22 protein-coding genes are annotated in these 23,897 nt (G+C 61.3%); 9 read left to right on the top strand and 13 right to left on the bottom strand.

The window, feature by feature from the left end; translation table 11 throughout:
* Positions 1-16: 16 nt before the first annotated feature.
* Positions 17-727, bottom strand: a complete 711-nt coding sequence (locus AKL25_RS10730) for a GntR family transcriptional regulator (protein ID WP_050477657.1) — start codon at positions 725-727, stop codon at positions 17-19.
* Between the two features lie 265 nt (positions 728-992).
* On the opposite strand from AKL25_RS10730, the gene AKL25_RS10725 reads away from it, so the two are divergent.
* Together AKL25_RS10725 and AKL25_RS10720 are read left to right on the top strand one after the other, a co-directional pair.
* Entirely contained in the window at positions 993-2,309 is a 1,317-nt protein-coding gene (locus tag AKL25_RS10725; protein WP_050477656.1) for an MFS transporter, read from the top strand.
* 38 nt (positions 2,310-2,347) lie between these two features.
* Positions 2,348-3,622 carry a glucarate dehydratase family protein gene (locus AKL25_RS10720; protein WP_050477655.1) on the top strand — a complete coding sequence of 425 codons (1,275 nt, stop codon included), beginning with the start codon at positions 2,348-2,350 and terminating at the stop codon, positions 3,620-3,622.
* Positions 3,623-3,636: 14 nt separating this feature from the next.
* Here the strand turns inward: AKL25_RS10720 and AKL25_RS10715 are convergent, their stop codons facing one another.
* A complete protein-coding gene (locus AKL25_RS10715) occupies positions 3,637-4,026 on the bottom strand; it encodes a hypothetical protein (RefSeq protein ID WP_050477653.1) in 390 nt (129 codons plus the stop codon).
* Between the two features lie 141 nt (positions 4,027-4,167).
* A complete protein-coding gene (locus AKL25_RS10710; RefSeq protein WP_083444647.1) occupies positions 4,168-5,205 on the bottom strand; it encodes a 5'-methylthioadenosine/S-adenosylhomocysteine nucleosidase in 1,038 nt (345 codons plus the stop codon).
* A 203-nt stretch (positions 5,206-5,408) separates the two neighbouring features.
* Here AKL25_RS10710 and AKL25_RS10705 point away from each other — a divergent pair, with 203 nt between their 5' ends.
* Positions 5,409-5,612 carry a hypothetical protein gene (locus AKL25_RS10705; protein ID WP_050477650.1) on the top strand — a complete coding sequence of 68 codons (204 nt, stop codon included), beginning with the start codon at positions 5,409-5,411 and terminating at the stop codon, positions 5,610-5,612.
* Positions 5,613-5,706: 94 nt separating this feature from the next.
* Here the strand turns inward: AKL25_RS10705 and AKL25_RS10700 are convergent, their stop codons facing one another.
* The 7 genes from AKL25_RS10700 to AKL25_RS10670 form a co-directional block, all read right to left on the bottom strand.
* Positions 5,707-6,642 (bottom strand): alpha/beta fold hydrolase, encoded by a 936-nt coding sequence (locus tag AKL25_RS10700; RefSeq protein ID WP_050477649.1) that lies wholly within the window; start codon positions 6,640-6,642, stop codon positions 5,707-5,709.
* Positions 6,643-6,962: 320 nt separating this feature from the next.
* Complete coding sequence (locus AKL25_RS10695) at positions 6,963-7,550, bottom strand: flavin reductase family protein (protein ID WP_050477648.1); 588 nt, start codon at positions 7,548-7,550, stop codon at positions 6,963-6,965.
* Between the two features lie 351 nt (positions 7,551-7,901).
* Positions 7,902-10,646, bottom strand: coding sequence for a nitrate reductase (locus AKL25_RS10690; RefSeq protein WP_050477647.1), 2,745 nt, complete (start codon positions 10,644-10,646; stop codon positions 7,902-7,904).
* A 13-nt stretch (positions 10,647-10,659) separates the two neighbouring features.
* A complete protein-coding gene (locus tag AKL25_RS10685) occupies positions 10,660-11,922 on the bottom strand; it encodes an NAD(P)/FAD-dependent oxidoreductase (protein WP_050477646.1) in 1,263 nt (420 codons plus the stop codon).
* Positions 11,919-12,275, bottom strand: a complete 357-nt coding sequence (gene nirD, locus AKL25_RS10680) for a nitrite reductase small subunit NirD (RefSeq protein WP_050477796.1) — start codon at positions 12,273-12,275, stop codon at positions 11,919-11,921. The genes AKL25_RS10685 and nirD overlap by 4 nt, the downstream gene beginning before the upstream one ends.
* Before the next feature lie 19 nt (positions 12,276-12,294).
* Complete coding sequence (nirB, locus tag AKL25_RS10675) at positions 12,295-14,871, bottom strand: nitrite reductase large subunit NirB (protein ID WP_050477645.1); 2,577 nt, start codon at positions 14,869-14,871, stop codon at positions 12,295-12,297.
* 13 nt (positions 14,872-14,884) lie between these two features.
* On the bottom strand, positions 14,885-16,222 hold the full coding sequence (locus AKL25_RS10670; protein WP_050477644.1) for an MFS transporter: 1,338 nt from the start codon (positions 16,220-16,222) through the stop codon (positions 14,885-14,887).
* Positions 16,223-16,699: 477 nt separating this feature from the next.
* Between AKL25_RS10670 and AKL25_RS10665 the strand changes: the two genes are divergently transcribed.
* The gene (locus AKL25_RS10665; RefSeq protein WP_050477643.1) at positions 16,700-18,148 is read left to right on the top strand and encodes an aldehyde dehydrogenase family protein; all 1,449 of its coding nucleotides are present in this window, start codon (positions 16,700-16,702) and stop codon (positions 18,146-18,148) included.
* Positions 18,129-19,070 (top strand): AraC family transcriptional regulator, encoded by a 942-nt coding sequence (locus tag AKL25_RS10660; protein ID WP_050477642.1) that lies wholly within the window; start codon positions 18,129-18,131, stop codon positions 19,068-19,070. Before AKL25_RS10665 ends, AKL25_RS10660 begins: the two co-directional genes overlap by 20 nt.
* Before the next feature lie 6 nt (positions 19,071-19,076).
* Here AKL25_RS10660 and AKL25_RS10655 read toward each other — a convergent pair whose 3' ends face one another.
* Together AKL25_RS10655 and AKL25_RS10650 are read right to left on the bottom strand one after the other, a co-directional pair.
* Positions 19,077-19,718: a DUF1109 domain-containing protein gene (locus tag AKL25_RS10655; RefSeq protein ID WP_050477641.1), complete on the bottom strand. Its 642-nt coding sequence runs from the start codon at positions 19,716-19,718 to the stop codon at positions 19,077-19,079.
* The gene (locus tag AKL25_RS10650) at positions 19,715-20,299 is read right to left on the bottom strand and encodes a sigma-70 family RNA polymerase sigma factor (protein ID WP_050477640.1); all 585 of its coding nucleotides are present in this window, start codon (positions 20,297-20,299) and stop codon (positions 19,715-19,717) included. Before AKL25_RS10650 ends, AKL25_RS10655 begins: the two co-directional genes overlap by 4 nt.
* A gap of 161 nt (positions 20,300-20,460) precedes the next feature.
* Between AKL25_RS10650 and AKL25_RS10645 the strand changes: the two genes are divergently transcribed.
* Complete coding sequence (locus AKL25_RS10645) at positions 20,461-21,045, top strand: TetR/AcrR family transcriptional regulator (protein WP_050477639.1); 585 nt, start codon at positions 20,461-20,463, stop codon at positions 21,043-21,045.
* Between the two features lie 17 nt (positions 21,046-21,062).
* Here AKL25_RS10645 and AKL25_RS10640 read toward each other — a convergent pair whose 3' ends face one another.
* Positions 21,063-21,707, bottom strand: a complete 645-nt coding sequence (locus tag AKL25_RS10640; protein ID WP_050477638.1) for a DUF1109 domain-containing protein — start codon at positions 21,705-21,707, stop codon at positions 21,063-21,065.
* A 249-nt stretch (positions 21,708-21,956) separates the two neighbouring features.
* On the opposite strand from AKL25_RS10640, the gene AKL25_RS10635 reads away from it, so the two are divergent.
* From AKL25_RS10635 to AKL25_RS10625, 3 genes are read left to right on the top strand one after another with little or no spacing between them, the layout of a single operon-like run.
* A complete protein-coding gene (locus tag AKL25_RS10635) occupies positions 21,957-22,235 on the top strand; it encodes a BufA1 family periplasmic bufferin-type metallophore (protein ID WP_050477637.1) in 279 nt (92 codons plus the stop codon).
* 25 nt (positions 22,236-22,260) lie between these two features.
* Positions 22,261-23,103, top strand: a complete 843-nt coding sequence (gene bufB / locus AKL25_RS10630; RefSeq protein ID WP_050477636.1) for an MNIO family bufferin maturase — start codon at positions 22,261-22,263, stop codon at positions 23,101-23,103.
* Positions 23,100-23,867, top strand: coding sequence for an HvfC/BufC N-terminal domain-containing protein (locus tag AKL25_RS10625; protein ID WP_050477635.1), 768 nt, complete (start codon positions 23,100-23,102; stop codon positions 23,865-23,867). The genes bufB and AKL25_RS10625 overlap by 4 nt, the downstream gene beginning before the upstream one ends.
* Positions 23,868-23,897: the final 30 nt, after the last annotated feature.

Genomic DNA, 23,897 nt, shown 5'->3' with positions numbered 1-23,897 from the left:
AGGTTTCATCCTTTCTTCAATCTTTCAGGTAGTGCGGAAAACGTTCACGGATCTCGTCCAGATGCGACAAGGTCCCGGAAAGGTGCGTGCGCAAGGCCTCCTGAGCGGCCGGCGGGTCACCCGCAGCGATCGCCTTGACGATGGCGGCATGGTCGCGCAGCACCGCATGCGCCTTGCCGGGAATCGGCACGTGCAGCGCGCGCAGGCGATCCAGGTGGCCGCTGTGCCGGCGCACCATCGCCCATAGATCGGGAATGTTCGCCGCCTCGTACATCTGGCGGTGAAATGCCTGGTCGGCTTCGACAAATGCGCTGTAGTCGCCGCTCTCGGCCAGCGCCGTCTGGTTGGAAATGCTGTTTTTCAGGCGCGCCACCAGCGCTTCGTTGGGCGAGGACGCCAGCGTATGCACGATTTCCAGTTCTATCGAACGGCGCAGAAAATGCGCTTGCCGCGCCATCGCAATATCCACCGCGCGCACCACGGTCGCGTGCTGCGGAAAAATATCCACCAATCCTTCTTCGCCAAGTTTCATCAGCGCATCGCGGATCGGTGTCTGGCTCAGGCCGAACTGCAAGGCCAGCTCGGCGCGCGACAGCACGGTGCCGGGCGTGAGCTGCATCGTGATGATGGCTTCGCGCAGGCGTTCGAACACCTGCGGCGCTGCATGGCGCGAGCGGTCCAGTTGATGCGGACGCTGAGGCTGGGAGGAGAGCAAAGGGCTGTTCATGGGTGATCGTCGATGATGAATCCGGTCCGGCAATAAGACAAAAATAAAACCAAAAAGATGGCGGCGCTATCGGCGGAAATGCGTGCCGGATAGGCCGGATCCGGTATCGGCGCTGCAAGATGCTGCGTGATGCCGGTCTGATCCTCTTTGTTACTCGCATGATAAGTCAATTCAGTCGCATTGACACACTAATATATTAGTGTTTTAATGTTTCAACGCAAAGGGCAGCAGCCTTTTCTCATACTAAAAACGCAGGAGACCGGCAGTGAATACAGTGCAGGCAGCAAGCATCGCAGGGCGGCCCTTGTCGCCGCTCGACAAGGCGGTATCGAAGATCAAACAGCGCGTCTTGCCGCTGTTTGTCATCATGTTCATCGTCAACTACATCGACCGCGTCAATATCGGTTTCGTGCGCACGCACCTCGCCGCCGACATCGGCATCGGCACGGCGGCCTACGGCCTGGGCGCCGGGTTGTTTTTCGTCGGCTATGCGATTTTCGAAGTGCCGTCCAACATACTGCTGCAGAAGTTCGGCGCCAAAGCCTGGCTGACCCGCATCATGCTGACCTGGGGGATCGCCGCCACCGCGATGGCCTTCGTGCAGGGCGAGATGTCGTTCTATGCGCTGCGGTTTTTGCTCGGCGTGGCGGAGGCAGGATTCTTTCCCGGCGTGATCTATTACTTCACGCAATGGCTGCCCAACGGCGAGCGCGGCAAGGCGATGGCGATCTTCCTCAGCGGTTCGGCGCTGGCGTCCATCCTCTCGGGGCCGATCTCCGGAGGCCTGCTGCAGATAGAAGGCGGCGGCCTGCACGGCTGGCAATGGATGTTCATTATCGAAGGCCTGGCGTCCGTGGTGTTGTGCGGTTTCGTCTGGTTCTGGCTCGATTCGCGGCCGGAGGACGCCAAATGGCTGACGCAGAGTGAACGCGACCTCATCACCGGCACCATCGCCGCCGAACAGGCCGAACGCGAGAAGACCAAGCCGGCGCATATTTCGGCATGGGCGCTGCTGCGCGACAGCCAGATCGTCATCTTCTGCTTCATCTATTTTTCGATCTCGCTGACGATCTACGGCGCGACCTTCTGGCTGCCCAGCATCATCCGCAAGATGGGTACGTATTCGGATTTCCAGGTCGGCCTGTTCAATTCGATTCCCTGGATCATTTCCATCATCGCCATGTATCTGTTCGCCAGCCTGGCGGCGCGCTTCAAGTTCCAGCAGGCCTGGGCTGCCGCGGCGCTGATCATTGCGGCCATCGGCATGTACGTGTCGACCTTCGGCGGTCCGGTGTTTGCCTTCGTCTCGATCTGCTTCGCCTCGGTCGGGTTCAAGGCGGCGTCCTCGCTGTTCTGGCCGATTCCCCAGTCCTATCTCGATGCGCGCATTGCCGCGGCCGTGATTGCGTTGATCAATTCGCTGGGCAATCTCGGCGGCTTCGTCGCGCCGACCACCTTCGGCTTCCTGGAGCAGAAGACCGGTTCCATCGAAGGCGGTTTGTACGCGCTGGCGGCGACTTCGGTGGTCGCGGCGGTCGTGGTGTTTTTCGCCCGCACGACCGCGCAGGCCGGCAAGCAATGATTCATTACTACTGATTACAGATCCTCGGAACCAAGACCATGAAAATCACACGCGTCACCGTCACACCGATCGCATTCAAGGATGCGCCTTTGCTCAACGCCAGCGGCATCCATGAGCCGTACGCCTTGCGCTCCATCATCGAAGTCGAAACCGACAACGGCCATTTCGGCCTCGGTGAAAGCTACGGCGACGCGCCGGCATTGGCGGTGATGGATAAGGTCAAGACGCAGATGATCGGCCTCGATCCGTTCAACCTCAACGGCTTGCGCGCGATCGTCAAGGCTGCGGTGGCGGGCATGTCGCCGGCCGGCAATGCGGGCGCCGAACTGGCGCCCGGTTCGCACGCCAGCAAAGCCGTCAGCAATGCCTATTCAGCCTTCGAAGTGGCCTTGCTCGACGTGCAGGCGCGCTATCTGAACGTGCCGCTGGTCGACTTGCTGGGCGGTGCAGTGCGCACCGAGATCCCGTTCAGCGCCTATCTGTTTTTCAAATATGCCGAACACATCGACAGCCCGTACCAGCCCGACGCCTGGGGCGAAGCGCTGAGCGAAGAACAGATCGTCGCGCAGGCGCGCAGGATGATCGACGAGAACGGCTTCCAGAGCATCAAGCTCAAGGCCGGCGCTCTGGACCCGGAGCATGAAGTTGCTTGCATCAAGGCGTTGAAAAAAGCCTTCCCCGATGCACCGCTGCGCATTGACCCCAACGCCAACTGGTCGTTGGACACGGCGGTGCGCATGGCGGAGTTGCTGGGCGACGACCTGCAATACTACGAAGATCCGACGCCGGGCCTGGAAGGCATGGCCGAACTGCATCGCCGCACCGGCTTGCCGCTGGCCACCAATATGGTGGTGACCGACTTCGATGAATTCCGCCGCAGCGTGGCGCTGAACAGCGTGCAGATCGTGCTGGCCGATCATCACTACTGGGGCGGCTTGCGCGACACGCAGATGCTGTCGCTGATGTGCGATACCTTCGGCCTGGGCGTATCGATGCACTCCAATTCGCATCTGGGCATCAGCCTGATGGCGATGTCCCATGTGGCCGCCGCGGTGCCGAATCTTTCCTACGCCTGCGACACGCATTACCCATGGCAGGAAGCCGACGAAGAAGTCATCAAGGGCGGCAAGCTGGCGATCCGCAACGGCTGCGTCAGCATCACGCGCGCGCCGGGCCTGGGGGTGGAACTGGACCGCGACCAATTGGCCAAGCTGCACGACCTCTACCTCGGCTGCGGCATCCGCTCACGCGACGATGTGCGCCAGATGCGCAAGTACAAGCCGGACTGGAAGACGGTCAAGCCGCGATTTTGAATAAGATGTCGTCTTTAGTCGGTGCGCGGCACGGGGCTGTTGATTTGAGGTGTGGGTTGACCAAGTTTGCCTGAGATGCCAAAAAGGGACTGTTCAATACGCACGCTCGCCGCAATTTGTCCCACTGTGTTCAGCATGCAGATCCAGGCAGGTTCCGCCAGCTTGAATTGGGGGAGCGACGAGATCGGGGGCGCAGGTTGCGTGCTGTGGTTCGCCGGATCAATCAGACGGACGCCGGTAGCCCATTTTCCCGTGCTGCGCATGATATCGCCGGGGAGAGGGGCCGTCGGCGGAAGTATCTGACCATCGGCTGCAGCTTCATTCGGTTGTGCCATCGCCGACGACGCCCATCCTGTACCGCAGACGATCAACGCAAGGATTGATAGGCTCATTTTTTTGTTCATGCTCAATCTCCTGAAAAATGAATCAGGCATAGGACGATTGAGCAGGCGCAGGGTTCGCCAACAGCGCGTGGCAAGGGAAAATATCGTCAAAATGTAGAAAAATTTCTAGATTCGAGCGACGCTTACCTGTCACGGAACATCTCAGCGCCGCCGTTTCCACGCCTCCAGAAACGCCAGCGTCACATTCGCCTCGTTGGTCTCCGCCAGGCCGCTGCCGAAAAAGGCGCCGACATCCTTGAAGTCATTGCCGCCCGCCAGATCCGAAACGCTGCGAAATGCAATGAAGGGCACGCCGTTGGCATAGGCGACTTGCGCAAACGCCGCCGTTTCCATATCCACCAGCTGCGCCTGCAGCGTGTCGTACAGATAGGTGCGATAGCCGGCATTGGCCAGAAACGCCGTGCCGGAAATCCCGCGTCCGCCGACCTTCAGCGTCGGCTGCACGGCGACGCACAGCGCAGGATTCTTGGGGCCGCAGGTCGCCAGCGCCGGCTGCAGGGTGCGCGCTACGGCCAGCATCTGCGCATCGGCCTGGAACTCGAACCGGAATTCACCCTGCGGCGCATTAGCGGCGTTCATCACAAAACTGTCGCGCATGAACAGGCCGCTGCTGACTTTGCCGCCGGGCGTATCGAACTGGTAATCCGGACGCGCCTTGCCGTTTTCCGTCGCCAGCTTCAATCCCAGGCAACCGACGTTACCTGTATCGCCGGCCTTGCCGCAAGCCGCCGGCAGGCTGCCGTCGCCGTTCCAATAGACCTCCATCGGCATTGCCCAGCTTTCCGGCACGACTACGTCGCCGACATGATTGGCCGGATTGACGCCGCCGGCGATGCCGCTCATGAGCAGGCGCTCGACGTGGAAATGATCCAGCATGAGTTGCGTCGCCATCGTGGCGTTGACCATGCTCACGCCGCTGAGCACGATGACCACCGGATTGCCGCGCAATACGCCGGTAGTAAATCGATTGCCGTTGATGCGCCAGTCGCGCTTCTTTTGCGTCTGCTCCAGCAGGATATCTGCCTCGGCGCCGAAAGCCGAGACGATGCCGATGCGCGGCGTGCATTCGCTGAGACAGCGCTTCTTCTCGGCATGCGCGGCGCCGGAGACTGCCAGCAGCATGCCGCCGGTTAGCAGAGCGCAAGCAAATTTTTTCAATAAGGAGGTCAGGGCGGACACGGGGTTTCTTTCGCTGAGAGGGAGGAAATGATGCGAGATGCGGGTAGTCCGGAGCATGCCCGGGAATGGCGGATTTTGCCAGTGTTGACGGAAAGCCAATACTGGGGCGGCTTCAGGCCGAAAGAGATTATCGTAAAAATTGCTATATGGATATATTGAGTATATGATTGCCGAAAAGAAATAATCCAATCTGGAGGCGGTATATGTGGCAGTCCATGCTTGTCGTCGTTTGCTCTCTTGCCGTCTGCGGCTGCAGCCGCTCTCCCGCAGAACAACTGGCCTACCGCCATGCGGAAGAACAATACCAGATCAACATGGAGCGATCCGAACGCTATCGCCAATCGCTGGAGCAAGGCAATGGCGAAAATACGGCGCCGATCATCGTGACGGTGCGTCCGGCGGACTAGACCTCAGCGTTTCTCCATTCTCGTCCTTGCAAATCGCCGCGCGTAAGACTTTACGCGCGGCGATTTCGTTTTCAGAACGCTTTCTTCGGCAGCGTCAGGATGCCGCAGCGCGTGTCTGCTGCAGGAATGCTGCAATCAGCTGCGAAATCTGTTCCGGCGCATCCTCAAAGCAGTAGTGCCCGACGCCTGGCAAGCGATGGATGGCCGCAGTCGGGAACAGTGCGCTGAACAGCGGCAGGAAATGCTTGGCATGCAATGTCCGGTCTGCTTCCCCCCAGATCGCCAGCGCCGGTTTCGTACGTATCGCCTCCTGGGCGGCGGCATTTGGCGCTTCGAATTGATGTGCCTGCAAGGTAAAGCCCTTGGGCCATCCGATCGCGCCGAGACAATCGGCAGGGCCTGCGAAATGGCTGCCATAGGCTGACAGCCAGGCGTCATTGATGACGGCGTTGTTTTCGAAGCCGTTCAGCTTCAGTGTGCTCAGGATATTGAAGCCGAGTTGCCCCAGCACAGATTCAAGACTGCCGTCTTCGCCAGCTTTGACAATCCACTGGAACCACGGCGCTTCGGCAGCGTTGGCAAGCAGGCGGTCGATCTCGCCAGGCAAGCCGAAAGGCGTCGGCCCGTTGGTTGACACGATGCGTGCAATGCGGTCTGGATGTCGCGCCGCCAGACCCATGCCGAGCGGGCCGCCAAAATCGTGCAGCACCAGCGTGATGTCGCGCAGATCCAGCGCCAGGACGAAACGCTCCAGATTGTCGATGTGATCCTGCAGCCAATAGCTGCGGTCGGCCGGCGTGGCGCTTTTGCCGAATCCCATGTGGTCCGGCACGACCACGCGATGCGTGTCGCGCAACGTGGAAATCAAATGGCGGAACAGATAACCCCAGGTCGGCTCGCCATGCAGGCAGAGCACGACCTCCGCAGCGCGCGGCCCCTCGTCGACATAGTGCATCGCGAAGCCGGAGGCATGGTTGAAATGCGGCGTGAACGGGAAGCTGTTATCGAACGTGGCATCGGCGCGAATCATGAGACGTTTTCTCCTTGTCGGAATGTGAGGTTGCGTGAACGTTTTAATAGTTTTAATTTGAAACCAGATGATTTATATCAATTATGGTTTCAAAATGCAACTTGATTTGCGGCGAGGATCGTATGCAAATTTCTGTGATTTGCATTGCCAATAGCGGTTTATCAGCCGGCGGGCGGTATCGGAGCGTTACGCTGGTGCATGCAGCGGCAAGAAAATGACCGGCACGCCCTGATCAAGGCATGCCCGTATAAAAAATGCAGGGGAGGGAACCGGCTTTTCAAAGCGCCGGAACAGTCCGGCGCCGTGAAGAGACCGATGAGTCAGTGCTCGTCGCCGTTTGCAGCAACGAGCGCATCGCCGATGGCGTAATAGTGACCGCCTGCGATGTAGTGAAGGCTGCGCCATTTTGGATCGGCGTTTTCAAAATTCCAGTGGCCGTTTTGAAAGACGCGATCATCCGCCCATGCAGCGACAACTTCGCCGATAAACAGATCGTAGGTGTTTTGATTGTGCAGTTCGACGATCAGTTTGCAGGCGAGCCAGGCAGAACAGCCGGCGACGAAGGGCATTTCATGTCCATCAAAGCGAAACAGTTCAACGCCGCTGTTAAGCAGTTTCTCAGGCTCATCCGACAAGCTTGTGGATCCTAGCGCCTGGGTCAGTTCCAGTTGGGCCGCGTTCGGAATTTGAATGACGAAGCGATGGCTTTTTTCGACCAGCTCGCGCGTCTTGGTTTGCTTGTCCAGCACCACCGTAATTTTAGGCGGCGCAAAATCCAGGGCGCATGCCCATGCCGCCGCCATGACGTTGTCGATGCCGTCGTGTCCGGCAGAGACCAACACCGTCGGGCCGTGATTGAGCAGTCGGTAGGCTTTTTCCAATGCAACCGGGGAGATGTGTTTGTCCATGGCTTATTAGAACTCATTTCATAAATAGGCGTGAGTGCGAGCTTGCCATGTTTGGGATGAAGTGCAAGGCGCGACTCGGGGTCAAGACTGGACGTCTTGACCCCGAGTCGTAACGCAGCAATTCGCCCAAACAGGCCGCTCCCTCCGGGTTCTTTCCAGAAAGGGCGCTGGCCGCGTTGCGCTCCTTGCGCGTGGCACCGCCACGCAACGCGTCACGCGCCTTGCCAGCGCCCTTTCTGGGAAGAACGCATCTCACGCCTATTTATGAAATGAGTTCTACTTTCGCACCGTCGTTGACCAGCATGAATTATGGCCGATCAGGCCGTGCTTTGCTTGACGGACGCCTCAGGATCAGGCCGTCTCCGCCGCATGCGTCTCCACCAGCAGCTTCTTGATCTCCGGCACGCAGGAACCGCAGTTGCCGCCGGCCTTGAGGCAGGAGGTCACTTCGGCGACGGTTTTCAGGCCTTGTTCGCGTACGGCGCTGCAGATGGTGTTGCGGCCGACGCCGAAGCAGGAACAGACCGTCGGCCCGGTGTCGGCGCCTTTTTCGATCGGCTGGCCGACCAGCAGGCCGACGCGGTCGGCTTCTTCCAGTTGCGTCTTGTCGAACAGGCTCGCCAGCCACGCGCGTGACGGCAGGTCGGGGCGCTTGGACAGGAAGATGCACATGTCGATGCGATCGTTGTCGACGTGCACCGCGCGGTAGACGCCGGCGGTGCTGTCTTCGTATTCCAGCCAGTCGGCGTCGATGTCGTGCACGCCGAGCAGCGTGCGCGCCCATGCGCTGTGGTCGGCAATGACATTGCGGCCGGCCAGTTCATAGCGCGCAAAATCGCGACCCTGGATGCGTGTCCAATGCGTGATTTCATCGAGGGCCAGCGCCTTGCGGCTGAGGATGAAGCCGTGCCACGACACGCCGAATTCTTCGATGTTGACCGGCGTGTGTTTGAACTCCGGCTCGCCCGATACCGGATCGACCACGGGATTGACCAGGGCGCCGACGCGGGCGTCGGAGGCGGTCTGGCTGTTCCAGTGAATGGGAACGAACACGCTGCCGCGCGCGATGCCGCCGCTGTGCTGCACGCGCGCCACCATGGCGCCCCAGCGCGAAGTGATGCGCGCCAGGCCGCCTTCGCGCACGCCGTAGCGCAGAGCATCTTGGGGATGCATGTCGACGAAGGATTCCGGCACGTGATCGGCCAGCCGTGCCGACTTGCCGGTGCGCGTCATCGTATGCCACTGGTCGCGTACGCGGCCGGTGTTGAGCGTGAGCGGGAATTCTTCATCGGGCAAATGCGCCGGGCCGCGCGGCGGCGTGGCGACGAAGCGCGCCTTGCCGTCGGGATGGGAATAGCGATGATTGCCGAACAAGCGGGCAGTGCCCGTGACGGCCCCATCTGCATTGTTCGGTCGCGCAACCGGCCACTGTATCGGTTGCAGTTCGTCGAACTGCTGCTTGCTCATGCCGGTCAGCCCGTCCAGGTTGAACAGGCGATGGCTGTGCCCGTCGATCTGCGGCGGCCCGTTGCGATAGCTGCTCAGGCGTGCATGTTCGTCGAAGATGGCGTGCGGGCCGGCAAAGTCGAAACCGCGATAACCCATGCGGCCGGCGACATCGCAAATCACCTGCCAGTCCGGACGCGCTTCGCCGGGCGCCGACAGGAAGCTGCGCTGGCGCGAAATGCGGCGTTCCGAGTTGGTGACCGTGCCGTCTTTTTCACCCCAACCCAGGGCCGGCAGCAGGATGTGGGCGAAGGCGTTGGTGTCGGTCTTTTCCATGATGTCGGAAGCGACCACCAGCTCGCACTTCGACAGCGCGCGCCGGACCACGTTGGCGTCCGGCATGCTTACCATGGGATTGGTCGCCATGATCCACACCGCCTTGATGCGTCCCGCTTCGATGGCGTTGAACAGGTCGACTGCTTTGAGACCCGGTTTGTCGGCCATGCGCGGCGAACCCCAGAAGGTCTGTACGGTGTCGCGATGCAGCGCGTTGTCCAGATCCATGTGCGCGGCCAGCATGTTGGCCAGGCCGCCGACTTCGCGGCCGCCCATGGCGTTGGGCTGGCCGGTGATCGAAAACGGGCCCATGCCGGGCTTGCCGATGCGGCCGCTGATCAGGTGGCAGTTGATGATGCTGTTGACCTTGTCGGTGCCGGCGGAAGATTGATTGACGCCCATCGAAAACGCCGTGATGACTTTCTCGGTATTGGCGAACAACTCATAGAACGCCAGCAAGTCGTTGACGTCCACCTTGCAGATGCGCGCGACTTCATGCGGATCGGCGCAATCGGCGTCGGCAATCGCCAGCGCTTCGCCGAGACCGGTGGTGTGCGCATCGATAAAGGCGTTGTCGCGCGCGCCGCGATGCGCCAGATAACTCATCAGGCCGTTGAACAGCCAGACGTCGGTGCCGGGCTTGACCGGCAGATGCATGTCGGACAGTTCGCAGGTCGCGGTGCGGCGCGGGTCGATGACGACCAGCTTCATCTCCGGCCGGTTTTCCTTGGCCTTGGCGATGCGTTGAAAGAGGATAGGGTGGCACCACGCCGTGTTCGAGCCGACCAGCACTACCATGTCGGCCAGTTCCAGGTCTTCATAGCAGATCGGCACCAGGTCTTCGCCGAACGCGCGCTTGTGGCCGGCCACGGCCGACGACATGCACAGGCGCGAATTGGTGTCGATGTTGGCGCTGCCGATATAGCCCTTCATGAGCTTGTTGGCGATGTAATAGTCTTCCGTCAGCAATTGGCCGGAGACATACAGCGCGACCGAATCGGGACCGTGCCGGTCGATGATGCTGCGCAGGCCGCCCGCGACCTTGTCCAGCGCCGCATCCCAGCTCACGCGCTGCATGTCGCCACGCTCGTCGCGCATCTTCGGATACAGCAGGCGTCCATCGAGGTCGACCGTTTCGCCGAGCGCCGAGCCCTTGACGCACAGGCGGCCCTTGTTGGCCGGATGCAGTTCGTCGCCGGCAATCGCGATCGTGCCGTCGGTCTGCATCGAAGCGCGCACGCCGCAGCCGACGCCGCAATACGGGCAGGTGGTCTTGGCGCCGACGGTCGAGAGCGGGATGTGGGAGAGATTCACGATAGTGTTCCGATCAGGCTGCCTGGTTGCCTTGGGCCTGGCTGCAGATCGCCTGGCCGAACAGCAGTTGATGACGGATGGCGGAAATGTCGCCGCCTTTCTGGATCAGGTCGAAGTACCACGGGCCGTCCTTGACGTCGCCGTAGAGCACCGCGCCGATCAGCCGGCTGCCCTTGAGCACCAGGCGTTTGTAGATGCCGCGGCGCGGGTCGCGCAGCACCAGGTCTTCGGTATCTGCCGCAGCGATGAAATCGCCTGCCGAATACAGATCGACCCCGGTGACCTTGAGTTTGGTGGCGGTGGCCTGCTGCACATAGCGGCGATGCCCGGCGCCGGCCAGATGGGCGCCGCACACGCGCGCCTGATCCCAGATCGGCGCCACCAGGCCAAAGGTCGCCTTGCGGTGCTGCACGCATTCGCCGACGGCGTAGATGCGCGGATCGTAGGTTTGCAGCGTGTCGTCGACCACGATGGCGCGATCGCAATGCAGGCCGGCGTGTTTCGCCAGTTCGATATTGGGGCGCACGCCGGCGGTCATGACGACCAGATCGGCGGGGATCTCCGAACCATCCTTGAAGCGCACCGCCGTGACGCGATCGGCGCCGACGATGGATTCCGTCTGCGCGTTCAGCAGGAAGCGCAGGCCTTTCATCTCCAATGCCTTCTTCAGCAGCGCTGCGGCAGGCTTGTCCAGTTGCTGGTTCATCAGGCTGTCGGTGACGTGCACCACGGTTACATCCATGCCTTGGCGCAGCAAGCCGTTGGCCGCTTCCAGCCCGAGCAGACCGCCGCCGATCACTACCGCATGGCGATGATTGCGCGCGGCGTCGAGCATGGTGTGCACGTCCTGGATGTCGCGGAAAGCGATCACGCCCGGCAACTCATGGCCCGGCACCGGGATGATGAAAGGCTTGGAACCGGTCGCCAGCAGCAGGCGGTCGTATTGAATTTCCACGCCGGTTTGCGAGCGCACGGTGCGGCGGCGGCGGTCGATTTTTTCAACCGGGTCGCCGGCGTGCAGCGTGATGTTGTTCTGTTCGTACCACTCGCGCGTGTTGAGCATGATGTCTTCCATGCTCTTGTCGCCCGCCAGCACGGGCGACAGCAGGATGCGGTTGTAATTGCCGTGCGGCTCGGCGCCGAACACGGTGATATCGTACAGGTCCGGCGCCAGCTTGAGCAATTCTTCGACCGTGCGCATGCCGGCCATGCCGTTGCCGATGACGACCAGCGACGGTTTTTTTGAAGAGTTGACAGGAGCCGGTGATACGGTCATGCGCCCACCCACACCTTGCCGTGTTCGACCCGCGCCGGATAGGCGCTGACCGAATGTTCGGGGGCTTCAATGCATTCGCCGGTCTGCAGGTCGAAGTGTTGTTTGTAGATCGGCGAAGCGACCACGATGCGTTCGCCGATGCTGCCGACCAGGCCGCGCGACAGCACCGAAGCGTCGGCGTTGGGATCGTAGTTGCCGATGGCGAATATCCGCGTCTCGTTGTGGGCGCCGTCAATGACGCGGAATACCGCGACCTGCTCGCCGTTGATCAGCGCGCAGACGCCGGTGTTGGGCACGATGTCGCCGATGTCGCAGACTTCAATCCAGTGTTCGATTTGTCGGTCGCTGTGCATGTTCATGTTCTCCATCAGGTCAGATTGCTTCTGCCACCACCGGAATATCGATCAGCTTGCGCTCGGCCACCGTGGCCGGACGGATCTGCCCGCGTTCGTCGACGAATTTGACGTTGCTGTCGGCTTCCTTGCTGTTGACGAAGTGGCGGAAGCGCTTGCGGGTTTCCGGATCGTTGACGGCCTTCTTCCATTCGCACTCATAAGTGTCGACCACGTGCTGCATGTCGGCTTCCAGTTCGGCGGCGATGGCGAGCTTGTCGTCGATGACCACGCTCTTCAGATAATCGAGACCGCCTTCCAGATTGTCGCGCCAGGTGCTGGTGCGTTGCAGGCGATCCGCGGTGCGCACGTAGAACATCAGGAAGCGGTCGATGTAACGGATCATGGTCGCCTTGTCGAGATCGGAAGCGATCAGTTCGGCGTGGCGCGGTTTCATGCCGCCGTTGCCGCAGACGTACAGGTTCCAGCCTTTTTCGGTGGCGATGATGCCGACGTCCTTGCCTTGCGCCTCGGCGCATTCGCGGGTGCAGCCGGATACGCCGAACTTGATCTTGTGCGGCGAGCGCAGGCCCTTGTAGCGGTTCTCCAGTTCGATCGCCAGGCCGACGCTGTCGTCCACGCCGTAACGGCACCAGGTCGAGCCGACGCAGGATTTGACCGTGCGCAGCGACTTGCCGTAGGCGTGGCCGGTTTCAAAGCCGGCGGCAATCAGCTCTTCCCAGATGTCCGGCAATTGCTCGACGCGGGCGCCGAACAGGTCGACGCGCTGGCCGCCGGTGATCTTGGTGTAGAGACCGTATTTCTTGGCGATCTGGCCGACCGCGATCAGGCCGTCCGGTGTGACTTCGCCGCCGGCCATGCGCGGCACCACCGAGTAGGTGCCGTCCTTCTGGATGTTGCCGAGGAAGTAGTCGTTGGAGTCTTGCAGGCTGGCGTGTTCTTTCTTGAGCACGAAATCGTTCCAGCACGAGGCCAGGATGTTGGCGGCGACCGGCTTGCAGATGTCGCAGCCGAGACCCTTGCCGTGTTGCGCCAGCAGCTCGCCGAAGCTCTTGATCTTGTTCACACGCACCAGGTGGTGCAGCTCCTGGCGTGAATAGGCGAAGTGTTCGCAGACATGGTTGTTGACGGCCAGGCCTTGCTTCTTCATCTCGGCCTTCATCACCTGGGTGACCAGCGGCACGCAGCCGCCGCAGGAAGTGCCGGCCTTGGTGCAGCTCTTGAGGTCGCCGATGTTGGTGACGCCCGAAGCCACTGCCGTACACAGGTCGGCCTTGGAGACATTGTTGCAGGAACAGATTTGCGCGGAGTCGGGCAGGGCGTCGACGCCCAGGCCGACTTTGACGTTGCCGTCGGCTTGCGGCAGGATCAGGAATTCGGGCGACTCCGGCAATTCGATGCGGTTCAGCATCATCTGCAGCAGCGTGCCGTATTCGGCGGCGTCGCCGACCATGACGGCGCCCAGCAGATGCTTGCCGGATTCGGAAACCACGATCTTCTTGTAGATCTGCTTGCGCTCATCGGTGAACTGGAACGAGCGGCTGCCGGCTTCCTTGCCGTGCGGATCGCCGATGCTGGCGACATCCACGCCCATGAGCTTCAACTTGGTGCTCATGTCGGCGCCGTTGAATTGCGGAGCGCTGCCGGTGTCGTCGCTCAGGTGCGCCAGCACGTGTTTGGCAGCGATGCGCGCCATGTCGTAACCGGGGGCGACCAGGCCGAAAATCTTGCCGTTCCACAAGGCGCATTCGCCGATGGCGTAGATATGGGGATCGGAGGTGATGCAGCTGTTGTCAATGACGATGCCGCCGCGGTCGCCGACCTTGATACCCGACTCGCGCGCCAGTTCGTCGCGTGGACGGATGCCGGCCGAGAAGACGATCATGTCGGTGTCGAGGTGCGTGCCGTCTTCGAAATTCATGCGGTGCGTGCCGGCCTTGCCGTCGACGATTTCCAGCGTGTTCTTTTGCGTGTGGGCGGTGACGCCGAGGTCCTGGATCTTCTGACGCAAGATGCGGCCGCCGCTGTCATCGACCTGCACCGCCATCAGGCGCGGGGCGAATTCGACCACGTGGGTTTCCAGGTTCATGTCGCGCAATGCCTTGGCGCATTCCAGGCCGAGCAGACCGCCGCCGATGACCACGCCGGTCTTTGAACGCTTGCCGCATTCGAGCATCGCTTCCAGGTCTTCGATGGTGCGATAGACGAAGCAATCCTTGCGCTGGTTACCGGCGACGGTCGGGACAAAAGGGTAGGAGCCGGTCGCCATCACGAGCTTGTCGTAAGACATGGTTTCAACGGCGCCGTTGACGTTGACGGTCACGGTTTTGCCGACGATGTCGATGTTCTGCGCCTTGGCGTTGAGCTTGAGGTCGAAGTGGATGCTGCTCTTGCCGGCATCGAAAAATCCGGGCGTCACCAGCGACAGATCGTCGGCGCTCTTGCCGGCGAAGAATTCGGACAGATGCACGCGGTCGTAGGCCGGGCGCGGTTCTTCGCACAGGACGGTGACCTTGATATTGGGCGCGCCGCTTTCGGCAAGCGATTCCAGGAATTTGTGACCGACCATGCCGTGGCCAATGACGATGATGTTCATGATCCGGTTCTCCTCAGGCGGGAATGTTATTGGCGGCGACGGCAAGTGCGGGCTCGTCGCTCTTGTCGGTAGCAGTGAAACGTACAGCGATGGCGCACAGCGCCGATACCGTCACCAGCACACCCAGCATGCTCAGCGTCTGTTGCGTATTGCCGAGGCTCTTCATCAGGAAGCCCGCCAGCACCGCACCGACGTTGCCGCCCGCGCCGATGATGCCGGCCACGCCGCCCAGCGCCTTGCGATCGATAAAAGGCACCAGTGCATAGGTCGCACCGCAGGCCATGTGTGTGAACAGGCCGAAGCACAGCATGGCGATGACGGCCAGCGTCACGCTGCCGGCATGGGCAAACCACAACAGGCCCAGGCCTTCGCCCAGCATCATCACGAACAGCAGGGTGGCGCGGCGATTGAGACCGCCCCGGAGAGCGACCTTGTCGGAGATGATGCCGCCCAGTGCGCGCGCAAACAGCGCCAGCAAACCGAAGCTGGCGGCGGCGATGCCGGCGCTCTTCAAAGACAGGCCGAAGTGATCGACGTAATAGATGGCGGCGATGTTGTGGATGAAGATTTCCACGCCGAAGCAGGCGCCGTAGGTGACGAACAGCATCCACACGCGGTAATTGGCGCTGGCCGCGCGGAAACTTGCCCAGCCGCCTTTTTTGCCGCTTTCAATCGTGATGCCGGCAGCGCGCAATTCATCGAAATTGCCTTGCGGGCAATCCTGGGTGAAGTGCCAGTACAGCGCCGCCATCACCAGCATCAGCAGGCCCGGCACCAGCAGCGCCACGCGCCAGCCGAGGTAGTCGCCCACGCCCAGCATCAGCATCGCAGCCAGCAGCAAAGGCATCAGGCCTTGCGCCACGCCGCCGCCGGCGTTGCCCCAGCCCGCAGTCGCCGCGTTGGCGGTGCCGACCACGTTAGGCGCGAACATCACCGAGGTGTGGTACTGCGTGATCACGAAGCTGGCGCCGACCGCGCCGATGCACAGGCGGAAGAACAGGAAGCTTTCATAACTCTGCGAAAAACCGACGCCGATCACCGGAATGGCGCCGATCAGCAGCAGGCCGGTGTAGGTCTTGCGCGGACCGTAGCGATCGCACATCGGGCCGATGATCAGGCGCACCAGGATCGTCACGGCGACGGCGGCGATATTGATGTTGGCGATCTGCTCGATGGTCAGGCCGAGCTGGCCCTTGATGACCGGCATCAAAGGCGCGCAGGCGAACCAGGCGAAGAAACACACGAAGAAGGCCATCCAGGTCAGATGGAAGGCGCGCATTTGCGGCGAGCTGATCGAGAACAGTTCGATCTTGCCTGCCTTGCTGGAGCTGCTTGGTGAGGTGACGGCCATTTTTATCCCGTAAAAAACAAAAAGGCGCCCGCTCAACAAGGCAAGAATGCCAAGCTAAGCGGACGCCGTTGTCCTGCAGATCCGTCTTTAGATCGGCATTAAGAATTGGGGGGATCGTCGTTGATCCGTATCCGGGTATATGCAAAGCCTGTGCCAGAAGGGCGGAAACCCTTGTCGCAAAAGGGTTTCAGAGGATGTTGGGATGGCGGGGAAGAAACAATGGTGAAAATATATGTCACGTTATGAGGTGTCGCGGTGCACGGCTGCTCGCAAATGGTGCGCTGCACCGGGCGATTTTGGGTAGATGTCCGGTCTGCAGGCCGCTGCATGCAAGCAATCCGGCATATCCCGATGGCAAGAAAATCCACCGGGCGGCAGGATCAGGCAATCCTCCGGCAGCATCGGTCTACCGTGTCCAGGTGCTCGACTCGTACCATGTTTCGCATGCCCACTGCATTCTTTCACCAGGAAACCGACATGCGACACATCAATGAAATCTACATCAACGGCCAGTTCGTCCAGCCTCACGGCACGGAAATCATGGAGCTGATCAATCCAACCAACAAGACCGCCATCGCCGACGTCCGCCTGGCTGACGAAGAGGATGCGCGCCGCGCCATCGCCGCCGCCAAAGCGGCCTACAAGAGTTTTTCGCGCAGCAGCAAGGAAGAACGCACCGGTTATCTGCAAGCCATGCATGACGCCATCCAGCGTCGCTCTCAGGAGCTGATCGAAGTCATGATCGCGGAATACGGCGGCACGCGCCGCATGTGTGCCGGTACGGTGGCGCGCTCGGCCAACAGCTTTTTGCTGGCGATCGAGTTGCTTAACAGCTTCGACTTCGTGCGCCAGGCTGGTACGGCGCGCGTGACGATGGAGCCGCTCGGCGTGGTCGGCCTGATCACACCGTGGAACGCAAACTATGGCTTCATCTGCAGCAAGCTGTCGACCGCGATGGTTGCCGGCAGCACTACCGTCATCAAGCCCAGCGAACTGAGCGCCATGCAGACCCAGCTGCTGACGCAATGTCTGCATGAAGCAGGTTTGCCGCCGGGCGTATTCAATATTGTGACGGGACGCGGCGACACCGTCGGCGCCGAGATCACGCGCCATCCGGACATCGCGAAGATTTCCTTCACCGGCTCGACCGCCGTCGGCAAGCAGATCGCGCGCGGCGCCGTCGACACCATGAAGCGCGTCACGCTGGAACTCGGCGGCAAGTCGCCCAACATCCTGCTCGACGACGCCGATCTGGCGACGGCGATCCCGCAGGCGGTGATGGCGGCGGCGTTCAACAACGGCCAGGCTTGCCTCGCAGGAACACGCCTGATCGTGCCCGAGCAGCGCCTGGAAGAGATCAAGGTCCTGGTCAAACAAGCCGTAGCGGCAATGAAGGTGGGTAACCCCGGCGATGAAGACACCGTCATCGGGCCGCTGGTCACGCACAAGCAATACGAGCGCGTGCAAAGCTACATCCTCCTTGGCGTGGAAGAAGGCGCCGAGCTGCTGGTCGGCGGCGAAGGCCATCCCGAGGGACTGGAACATGGCTATTTCGTCAAGCCAACCGTGTTCGTCAACGTCACCAACGACATGCGCATCGCGCGTGAAGAAATCTTCGGCCCGGTCTTGTCCATCCTGACGTATCGCACCGAGGAAGAAGCCATCGACATCGCCAACGACACCGTCTACGGTCTGCACGGCTACGTCAGCGGCGCCGACCTGGAGCGCGCCAACCGCGTGGCGTCGCAGATCGTGGCAGGGCGCGTCTTCATCAACGGCCTGTATGACGAACCGCGCGCACCGTTCGGCGGCTTCAAGCAATCCGGCATCGGCCGCGAATTCGGGCCTTACGGTCTGGAAGCTTATGTTGAACCGAAAGCCATCATTGGTTACGATGTCCCGGTCCATGAAAACGCCCAACGCTGATTCCGTCGCTGCACCATCCTCCGACCTGCTCGCGCAGTTGCGGACGGAGGTGGCTGCGCATTTCGCCGGTGTGCCGGCGGCGCAGCGCGATGTATTGACGGCGATCCCTTATCTCTCTTTCATCCGCATCTGCCAACCCACGGCGCTGAGCCGCGGCATGCTGGAGCCATCCATGTGCATGGTGGTGCAAGGCCGCAAGAAGGTGCTGATCGGCAAGACCGTCAATCACTACGGCAGCGGCAGCTACGTGTTGTCGGCGATCGATTTGCCGGTGTCCGGGCAGATCGTCGAAGCAGATGAGAAGGAGCCGTACTACGGCGTGCGCATCGACCTCGATCCGAAAGAGATCGCTGCCTTCATCATCGAACTCAATATCCCGGCGCCGCCCAAACGCAGCACGCGCGTCGGTGCCTATGTCGAAGAATCGAGCATCGATTTGCAAGAGACTTTCTTGCGGCTGATACGCCTGCTGGAAAAGCCGCAGGATATCGCCGCCATGTCGCGCATCCTCAAGCAGGAAATCATGTACCGCCTGATCTCGGCGCAGAACGGCGACGTGCTGTATCACACCGTGCTGTCGCATTATCAGGAGCGCGGCGTCAACGATGCGATTCAGTGGATCAAGCAGAACTATGCCGAGCCGATGTCGATAGAGAAGCTGGCCAAACAGGTCCGCATGAGCGTGTCGACGCTGCATCACCGCTTCAAGGCGACTACCGTGATGAGTCCGCTGCAATACCAGAAGCAGACACGTCTGCTGGAAGCGCGCCGCATGCTGATGGCCGGCGGCGTGGAAGCGGCCACAGTGGCGTATCAGGTCGGTTACGAAAGCCCGTCGCAGTTCAGCCGCGAATACCGCCGCTTGTTCGGCGCATCGCCGTTACAGGACGTCGAATACCTCAGGCATCACGTCGTGGAGTAGGGGCATTTACCAGCGCAACAGCGCCGGCCCGAAGATCCATCCCAGCACGGCGGGAATCAGCATGCCGCCCAGGTACCAGATACCCCAGAAAGGCATGCCCATTTCCGGGCAGTGCAGGCAATAGGCGACGGTCGCTACCGAACCGGCCAGCAAGCCCGCCATGGCGCCGGCCAGGCGCAGGCGCGTCGGCGCCAGTTGGCGCACCGCCCAGGTGATCGTCACGCAGGTCGGTATCGAGAGGATGGCGATATTGAAGGGGCAGCGGCGCCAGGTGAAGCCCATGATCAGGTTCAGGCGTTCGCTTTCCGGCGCAAGCGCCAGCACGGCCAGCGCCGCGATCCAGATCACCAGCACCGGCGCGGCCGGCGCGATCCAGCGTTTTCCCAGGCCGGCGCCGGGGCGGCTCAGGCGTGTCAGCAGCCACAGCGAAGCGGCAGCCAGCGACAGCGGGAAAGCCATCTTGAACCAGAACAGCGGCGTGACCAGCATGACGCCGATATCCGGGCGGATGCCGAACCGCAACACCATCAGGATGAAGGCGCCGGCGCCGCCGACCAGGATGGCTTGCGAGAAACGCTTGAACTGCACGTGACGATCCACCGGTTTGACACCGGTTGCCAGCATGGAAATGAAATCGTCGGTCTTCATGAAAACAATCGTATTTTGGCCGCGAGGGATTTGAGGCCGCGGTGTATGCCTATTTTAACGGCGGATTCGGACAGGCCCGTCAGTTGCGCGGTTTCCGCCACCGACATGCCTTGCAGTTTAACGTGAACGATGGGCAGGCGTTGCTTGTCCGGCAATTGTTCCAGCAAGACGTTGATGTCGCGCTTGGCGTCGTTGGCCGGCTCGTCGTCGGAGCTGGAGAAGATGTCGACATAGTCGTCCAGCGGCTCGTTGAAGGCGTCGTGACGCGAGCGCATGCGCAGGAAATCCATCAGCTTGTAGCGCGCAATCGCATACACCCACGCCGTCAGCGGTTCTTCCGCGCGGTAGGTGTGGCGCGCGTTGTGGACGGCCAGCAAGGTTTCCTGCACGATATCCTCGACCTCCTCGTGCAGATGGAACAGGCGCTTCCTGACATAGGCGCGCAGGCGGCCGCTGAGTTCGTTGAGGAAGGCGTGATAGGCAGTTTCATTGCCGTCCAGTCCGGCCAGAAGCAACGCCTTCAAGCGCTCCTCGACGGACATCCCCGGATCGGTTTCTGCTGTTGTTGTCAGTCGCTTCATCAGGCGGCCAGGCAATGGCGATGGCTTGGTTTTGGGCTAAAGCAATGATCGGTCGCAGACATCAATGGTGCTGCGGCGTGTTTTAGATCGGTTGTTTTAAAATGATATACTAGCCGCAATAACAGAGCAATCACGGCAATCAAGCCGATACGACACGTCTCATGGCACGACCACGCGAATTCGACGAAGCGGCAGCGCTTGACGCCGCCGTCCAATGTTTCTGGGCCCGCGGCTACGAAGCCACGTCGGTGCGCGACCTGGCCGACAGCATGGGCATCACCGGCGCCAGCCTCTACAACGCCTTCGGCGACAAGCGCGCCCTGTACCGGCGTGCGCTGGACCGTTACGTCGAGCAGAGTTTCCTTGACCGCGTCGGCCGTTTCGAAAACCACATGCCGCCGCGCGCCGCCATCGCCGCCTTCTTCAACGAAATCATCAAACGCTCGCTGGCGGACAAGGACCGCAAGGGTTGCATGCTGGTCAACTCGGCGCTGGAAGTCGCGCCGCACGATCCCGAATTCCAGCGAGTGGTTGCCGACGTGCTGGTGCAGGTGGAATCCTTCTTCCGCCGCTGCGTCGCCGCCGGCCAGCGCGACGGCAGCATTTCTTCCGGTCAATCGGCGGACGACATGGGGCGCGTCTTGCTGAGCACCTTGCTCGGTATCCGCGTGCTGGCGCGCACCCGTCCCGAGCGCGCCTTGCTCGAAGGACTGGTGCGGCCGGTTGCGGCCTTGCTCGATCCCTGAACAGATCACTACACCCTCTACCAGCGCAGCAAGCGCGGACCGAGCAGGGCGCCCACCGCCGTCGGCGCCAGCATGCCGATCACATACCAGACGCCCCAGAAGGGCATCGTCATTTCCGTGCAATATAAGGTGTAGACCACCACGCCCTGTGCGCCGGCCACCAGCCCGATGCTGGCGCCGGTCAGCATCAGCCGCGTCGGCGCCAGGCCGCGCATGGCCCAGAACATCGAAAAGAAAGTCGGCAGCGACAGCAGTGCAATATTCAATGAGCAGACCTGCCAGGTCGAACCCAGCACCAAGGCCAGCCGCAGCGACGGCGGCGCCAGCAGCAGAAAGCCGATACTCGCCAGCCAGATCGCCAGCACCGGCAAGCCCAGCAGGATCAGCCGCTGCAGTCCGAGCAAAGCCCCCGGACGCGCCAGCCGTGCGGTGATGCCCTGCGCCGACATCAGGATCGCCAGCGGAAACGATACCTTGATCCAGAACAAGGGCGTCGCCAGCAGTTCCGGCATGTCGCCGCGTATTCCGTAAGCCGCCACCAGCAGCGCAGACGCGCCGATCAGGCCGATCAGCAAGGCCAGTCCAAGTCGCTTGCCCAATATATCGGGATCGCTGCGTGTTGTTCCTGTAGCAAGCATGGACACCAGGTCAGGTGTTTTCATCAAATTCTCCATCCTCGCGTCTTCTGCCCCTGGACCGCCACCGGTCCGGCAAGACGCCTTGTCTATATGTTCGTTGGCATGACGGATCCGGTTACAGCGTTTGCAAAATAAATATTTTCAAATTTATTTTCAATTTGCTGTAACCGAACGCCATGGTGCGACGAACTAACGTTCAGATCATCTGCAAAAGAACGCTTCCGGCGGATATCTGCTTCTCTCAACAATCCATTCATCTTCAAGGAGTACCTCATGAACACCATCAAACTCGCAACTGCCGCTTTCACCCTGGCTGCTCTGACATCCGGTATCGCCATGGCGCAAAACACACCAGCCGCAGCCAAGACCGCCGTTGAAAAATGCTACGGCGTCTCGCTGGCCGGCCAGAACGATTGCAAGGCAGGCGAAGGCACGACTTGCGCCGGCACCGCCAAGATGGATTACCAGGGCAACGCCTGGAAGAACGTTCCTGCCGGCACCTGCACCAGCATCAAGACCCCGAAGGGCGCCGGTTCCCTGACTGCAATCTGATTGCACACAGGAGCAGGAGCCTGAAATGACAGCGACACTTGGCGCCGGACTGGGATTGAAGCCGCAACATTTCGATGAGGCGTTGCAATGCGCCGAAGCCGGGATGTGGTTCGAAGTCCATCCCGAGAATTACCTGATGGCGGGCGGTCCGCGGCTGGCATGGCTGGACGCCGTCCGCAGCCGCCATCCGGTGTCGCTGCACGGGGTGTCGCTGTCGCTGGCGGGAGAAGCTGCTCCCGACCGGCAACACCTGCAGCGCCTGAAAGAACTGATACGCCGGGTCGAGCCGGCGCTGATATCCGAACATCTGGCCTGGTCGACGTTGGACGGCCGCTATTATCCCGACTTGTTGCCGGTGCCGCGCACCAGCGACATCCTGGTGCGCGTCGCCGCCAACATCCAGCGCACGCAAGAGCAACTGCAACGCCGCATTGCCATTGAAAATCCATCGCACTACCTGCGCATGGACAACCACGACTGGAGCGAAACCGACTTCCTCGACGAGCTGGTGCGCCGCACCGGTTGCGGATTGCTGGTCGACGTCAACAACGTCTATGTCAGCGCGCACAACATCGGTTACGACGCACGCACCTATCTCGACAATCTGCCGGCCGGGGCGATCATGGAAATCCATCTGGCCGGACATAGCGAAGACGGCGACGAGAGTGCCGACACGCCGCTGCTGATCGACTCGCACGACGCCCCGGTGATCGAGCCGGTCTGGCGCTTGTACCGTCATCTGATCGAACGCATCGGCGAACGCCCGACACTGATCGAGCGCGACGACAAGATTCCCGCCTTCGCTGAATTGCTGAGCGAACGCGACAAGGCACAAGAAATTTTGTCCGCACAAGGAGTGCTGAAATGAATCACGCCTCCGACAGTTTTCAACACGAATTCATCCGCGCCATTTACGGCGTCGGCGACAGCGCATCGCCGCTGGCGCAGCTGACCGGCCAGCCGGGTTTCAAGGTATATCGCAACACCGTGCTCAAGGCCAGCGTCGATGCGCTGGCGGCCAATTACCCGACCATCGTGCGTCTGGTCGGCGAAGAATGGTTTCGCTCCGCGGCGCTGATCCATGCCTGCGCCGAGCCGCCCGAAAGCGTGTGCCTGATTGAATACGGCCGCGGTTTCACCGATTTTCTGTCGGCGTTCGGTCCGGCTGCCGAGTTGCCCTACCTGGGCGAGGTTGCGCGCCTGGATCGCTTGTGGACCGAATGCCATATCGCTGCCGACGAGGCGCCGCTGGAAGCAGCGATGCTGGCGGCGTTGGGCGAAGTGGATCTGCTGCAGAGCGCATTGCGGCCGCGCGCCAGCATACGTTGGCGCTGGTGCGCAGACCAGCCTGCTTATTCCATCTGGCAAGCCAATCGCGAGCAACGCGAGCTTGCCGACGAACTCAGCTGGGACGGCGAGGGCGCCTTGCTGAGCCGCATCGACGGCCAGGTCGTCTGGCAGGCGGCAGGTCCCGGCATGTGTGCATTTCTCGACGCCTGCGCCGCCGGCGAGAATTTGCAGACTGCCACGGCAAAGGCAGTCGACGCAGAACCTGCACTCGATGTTGCACGCCTGCTCGGCACGCTGATCCACGCCGAAGCATTTGCTTCGCCTTTCACGCCCACGCGCTGATATCCATTCATCTTTATTCACGGAGACCAT

Origin of the sequence: Herbaspirillum rhizosphaerae (genome assembly GCF_001189965.1) — a bacterium.
In the GTDB taxonomy this organism is placed as follows: domain Bacteria; phylum Pseudomonadota; class Gammaproteobacteria; order Burkholderiales; family Burkholderiaceae_D; genus Herbaspirillum; species Herbaspirillum rhizosphaerae.
The sequence above is the reverse complement of the archived record's forward strand: the minus strand, read 5'-3'. Positions and strand labels throughout refer to the sequence as shown.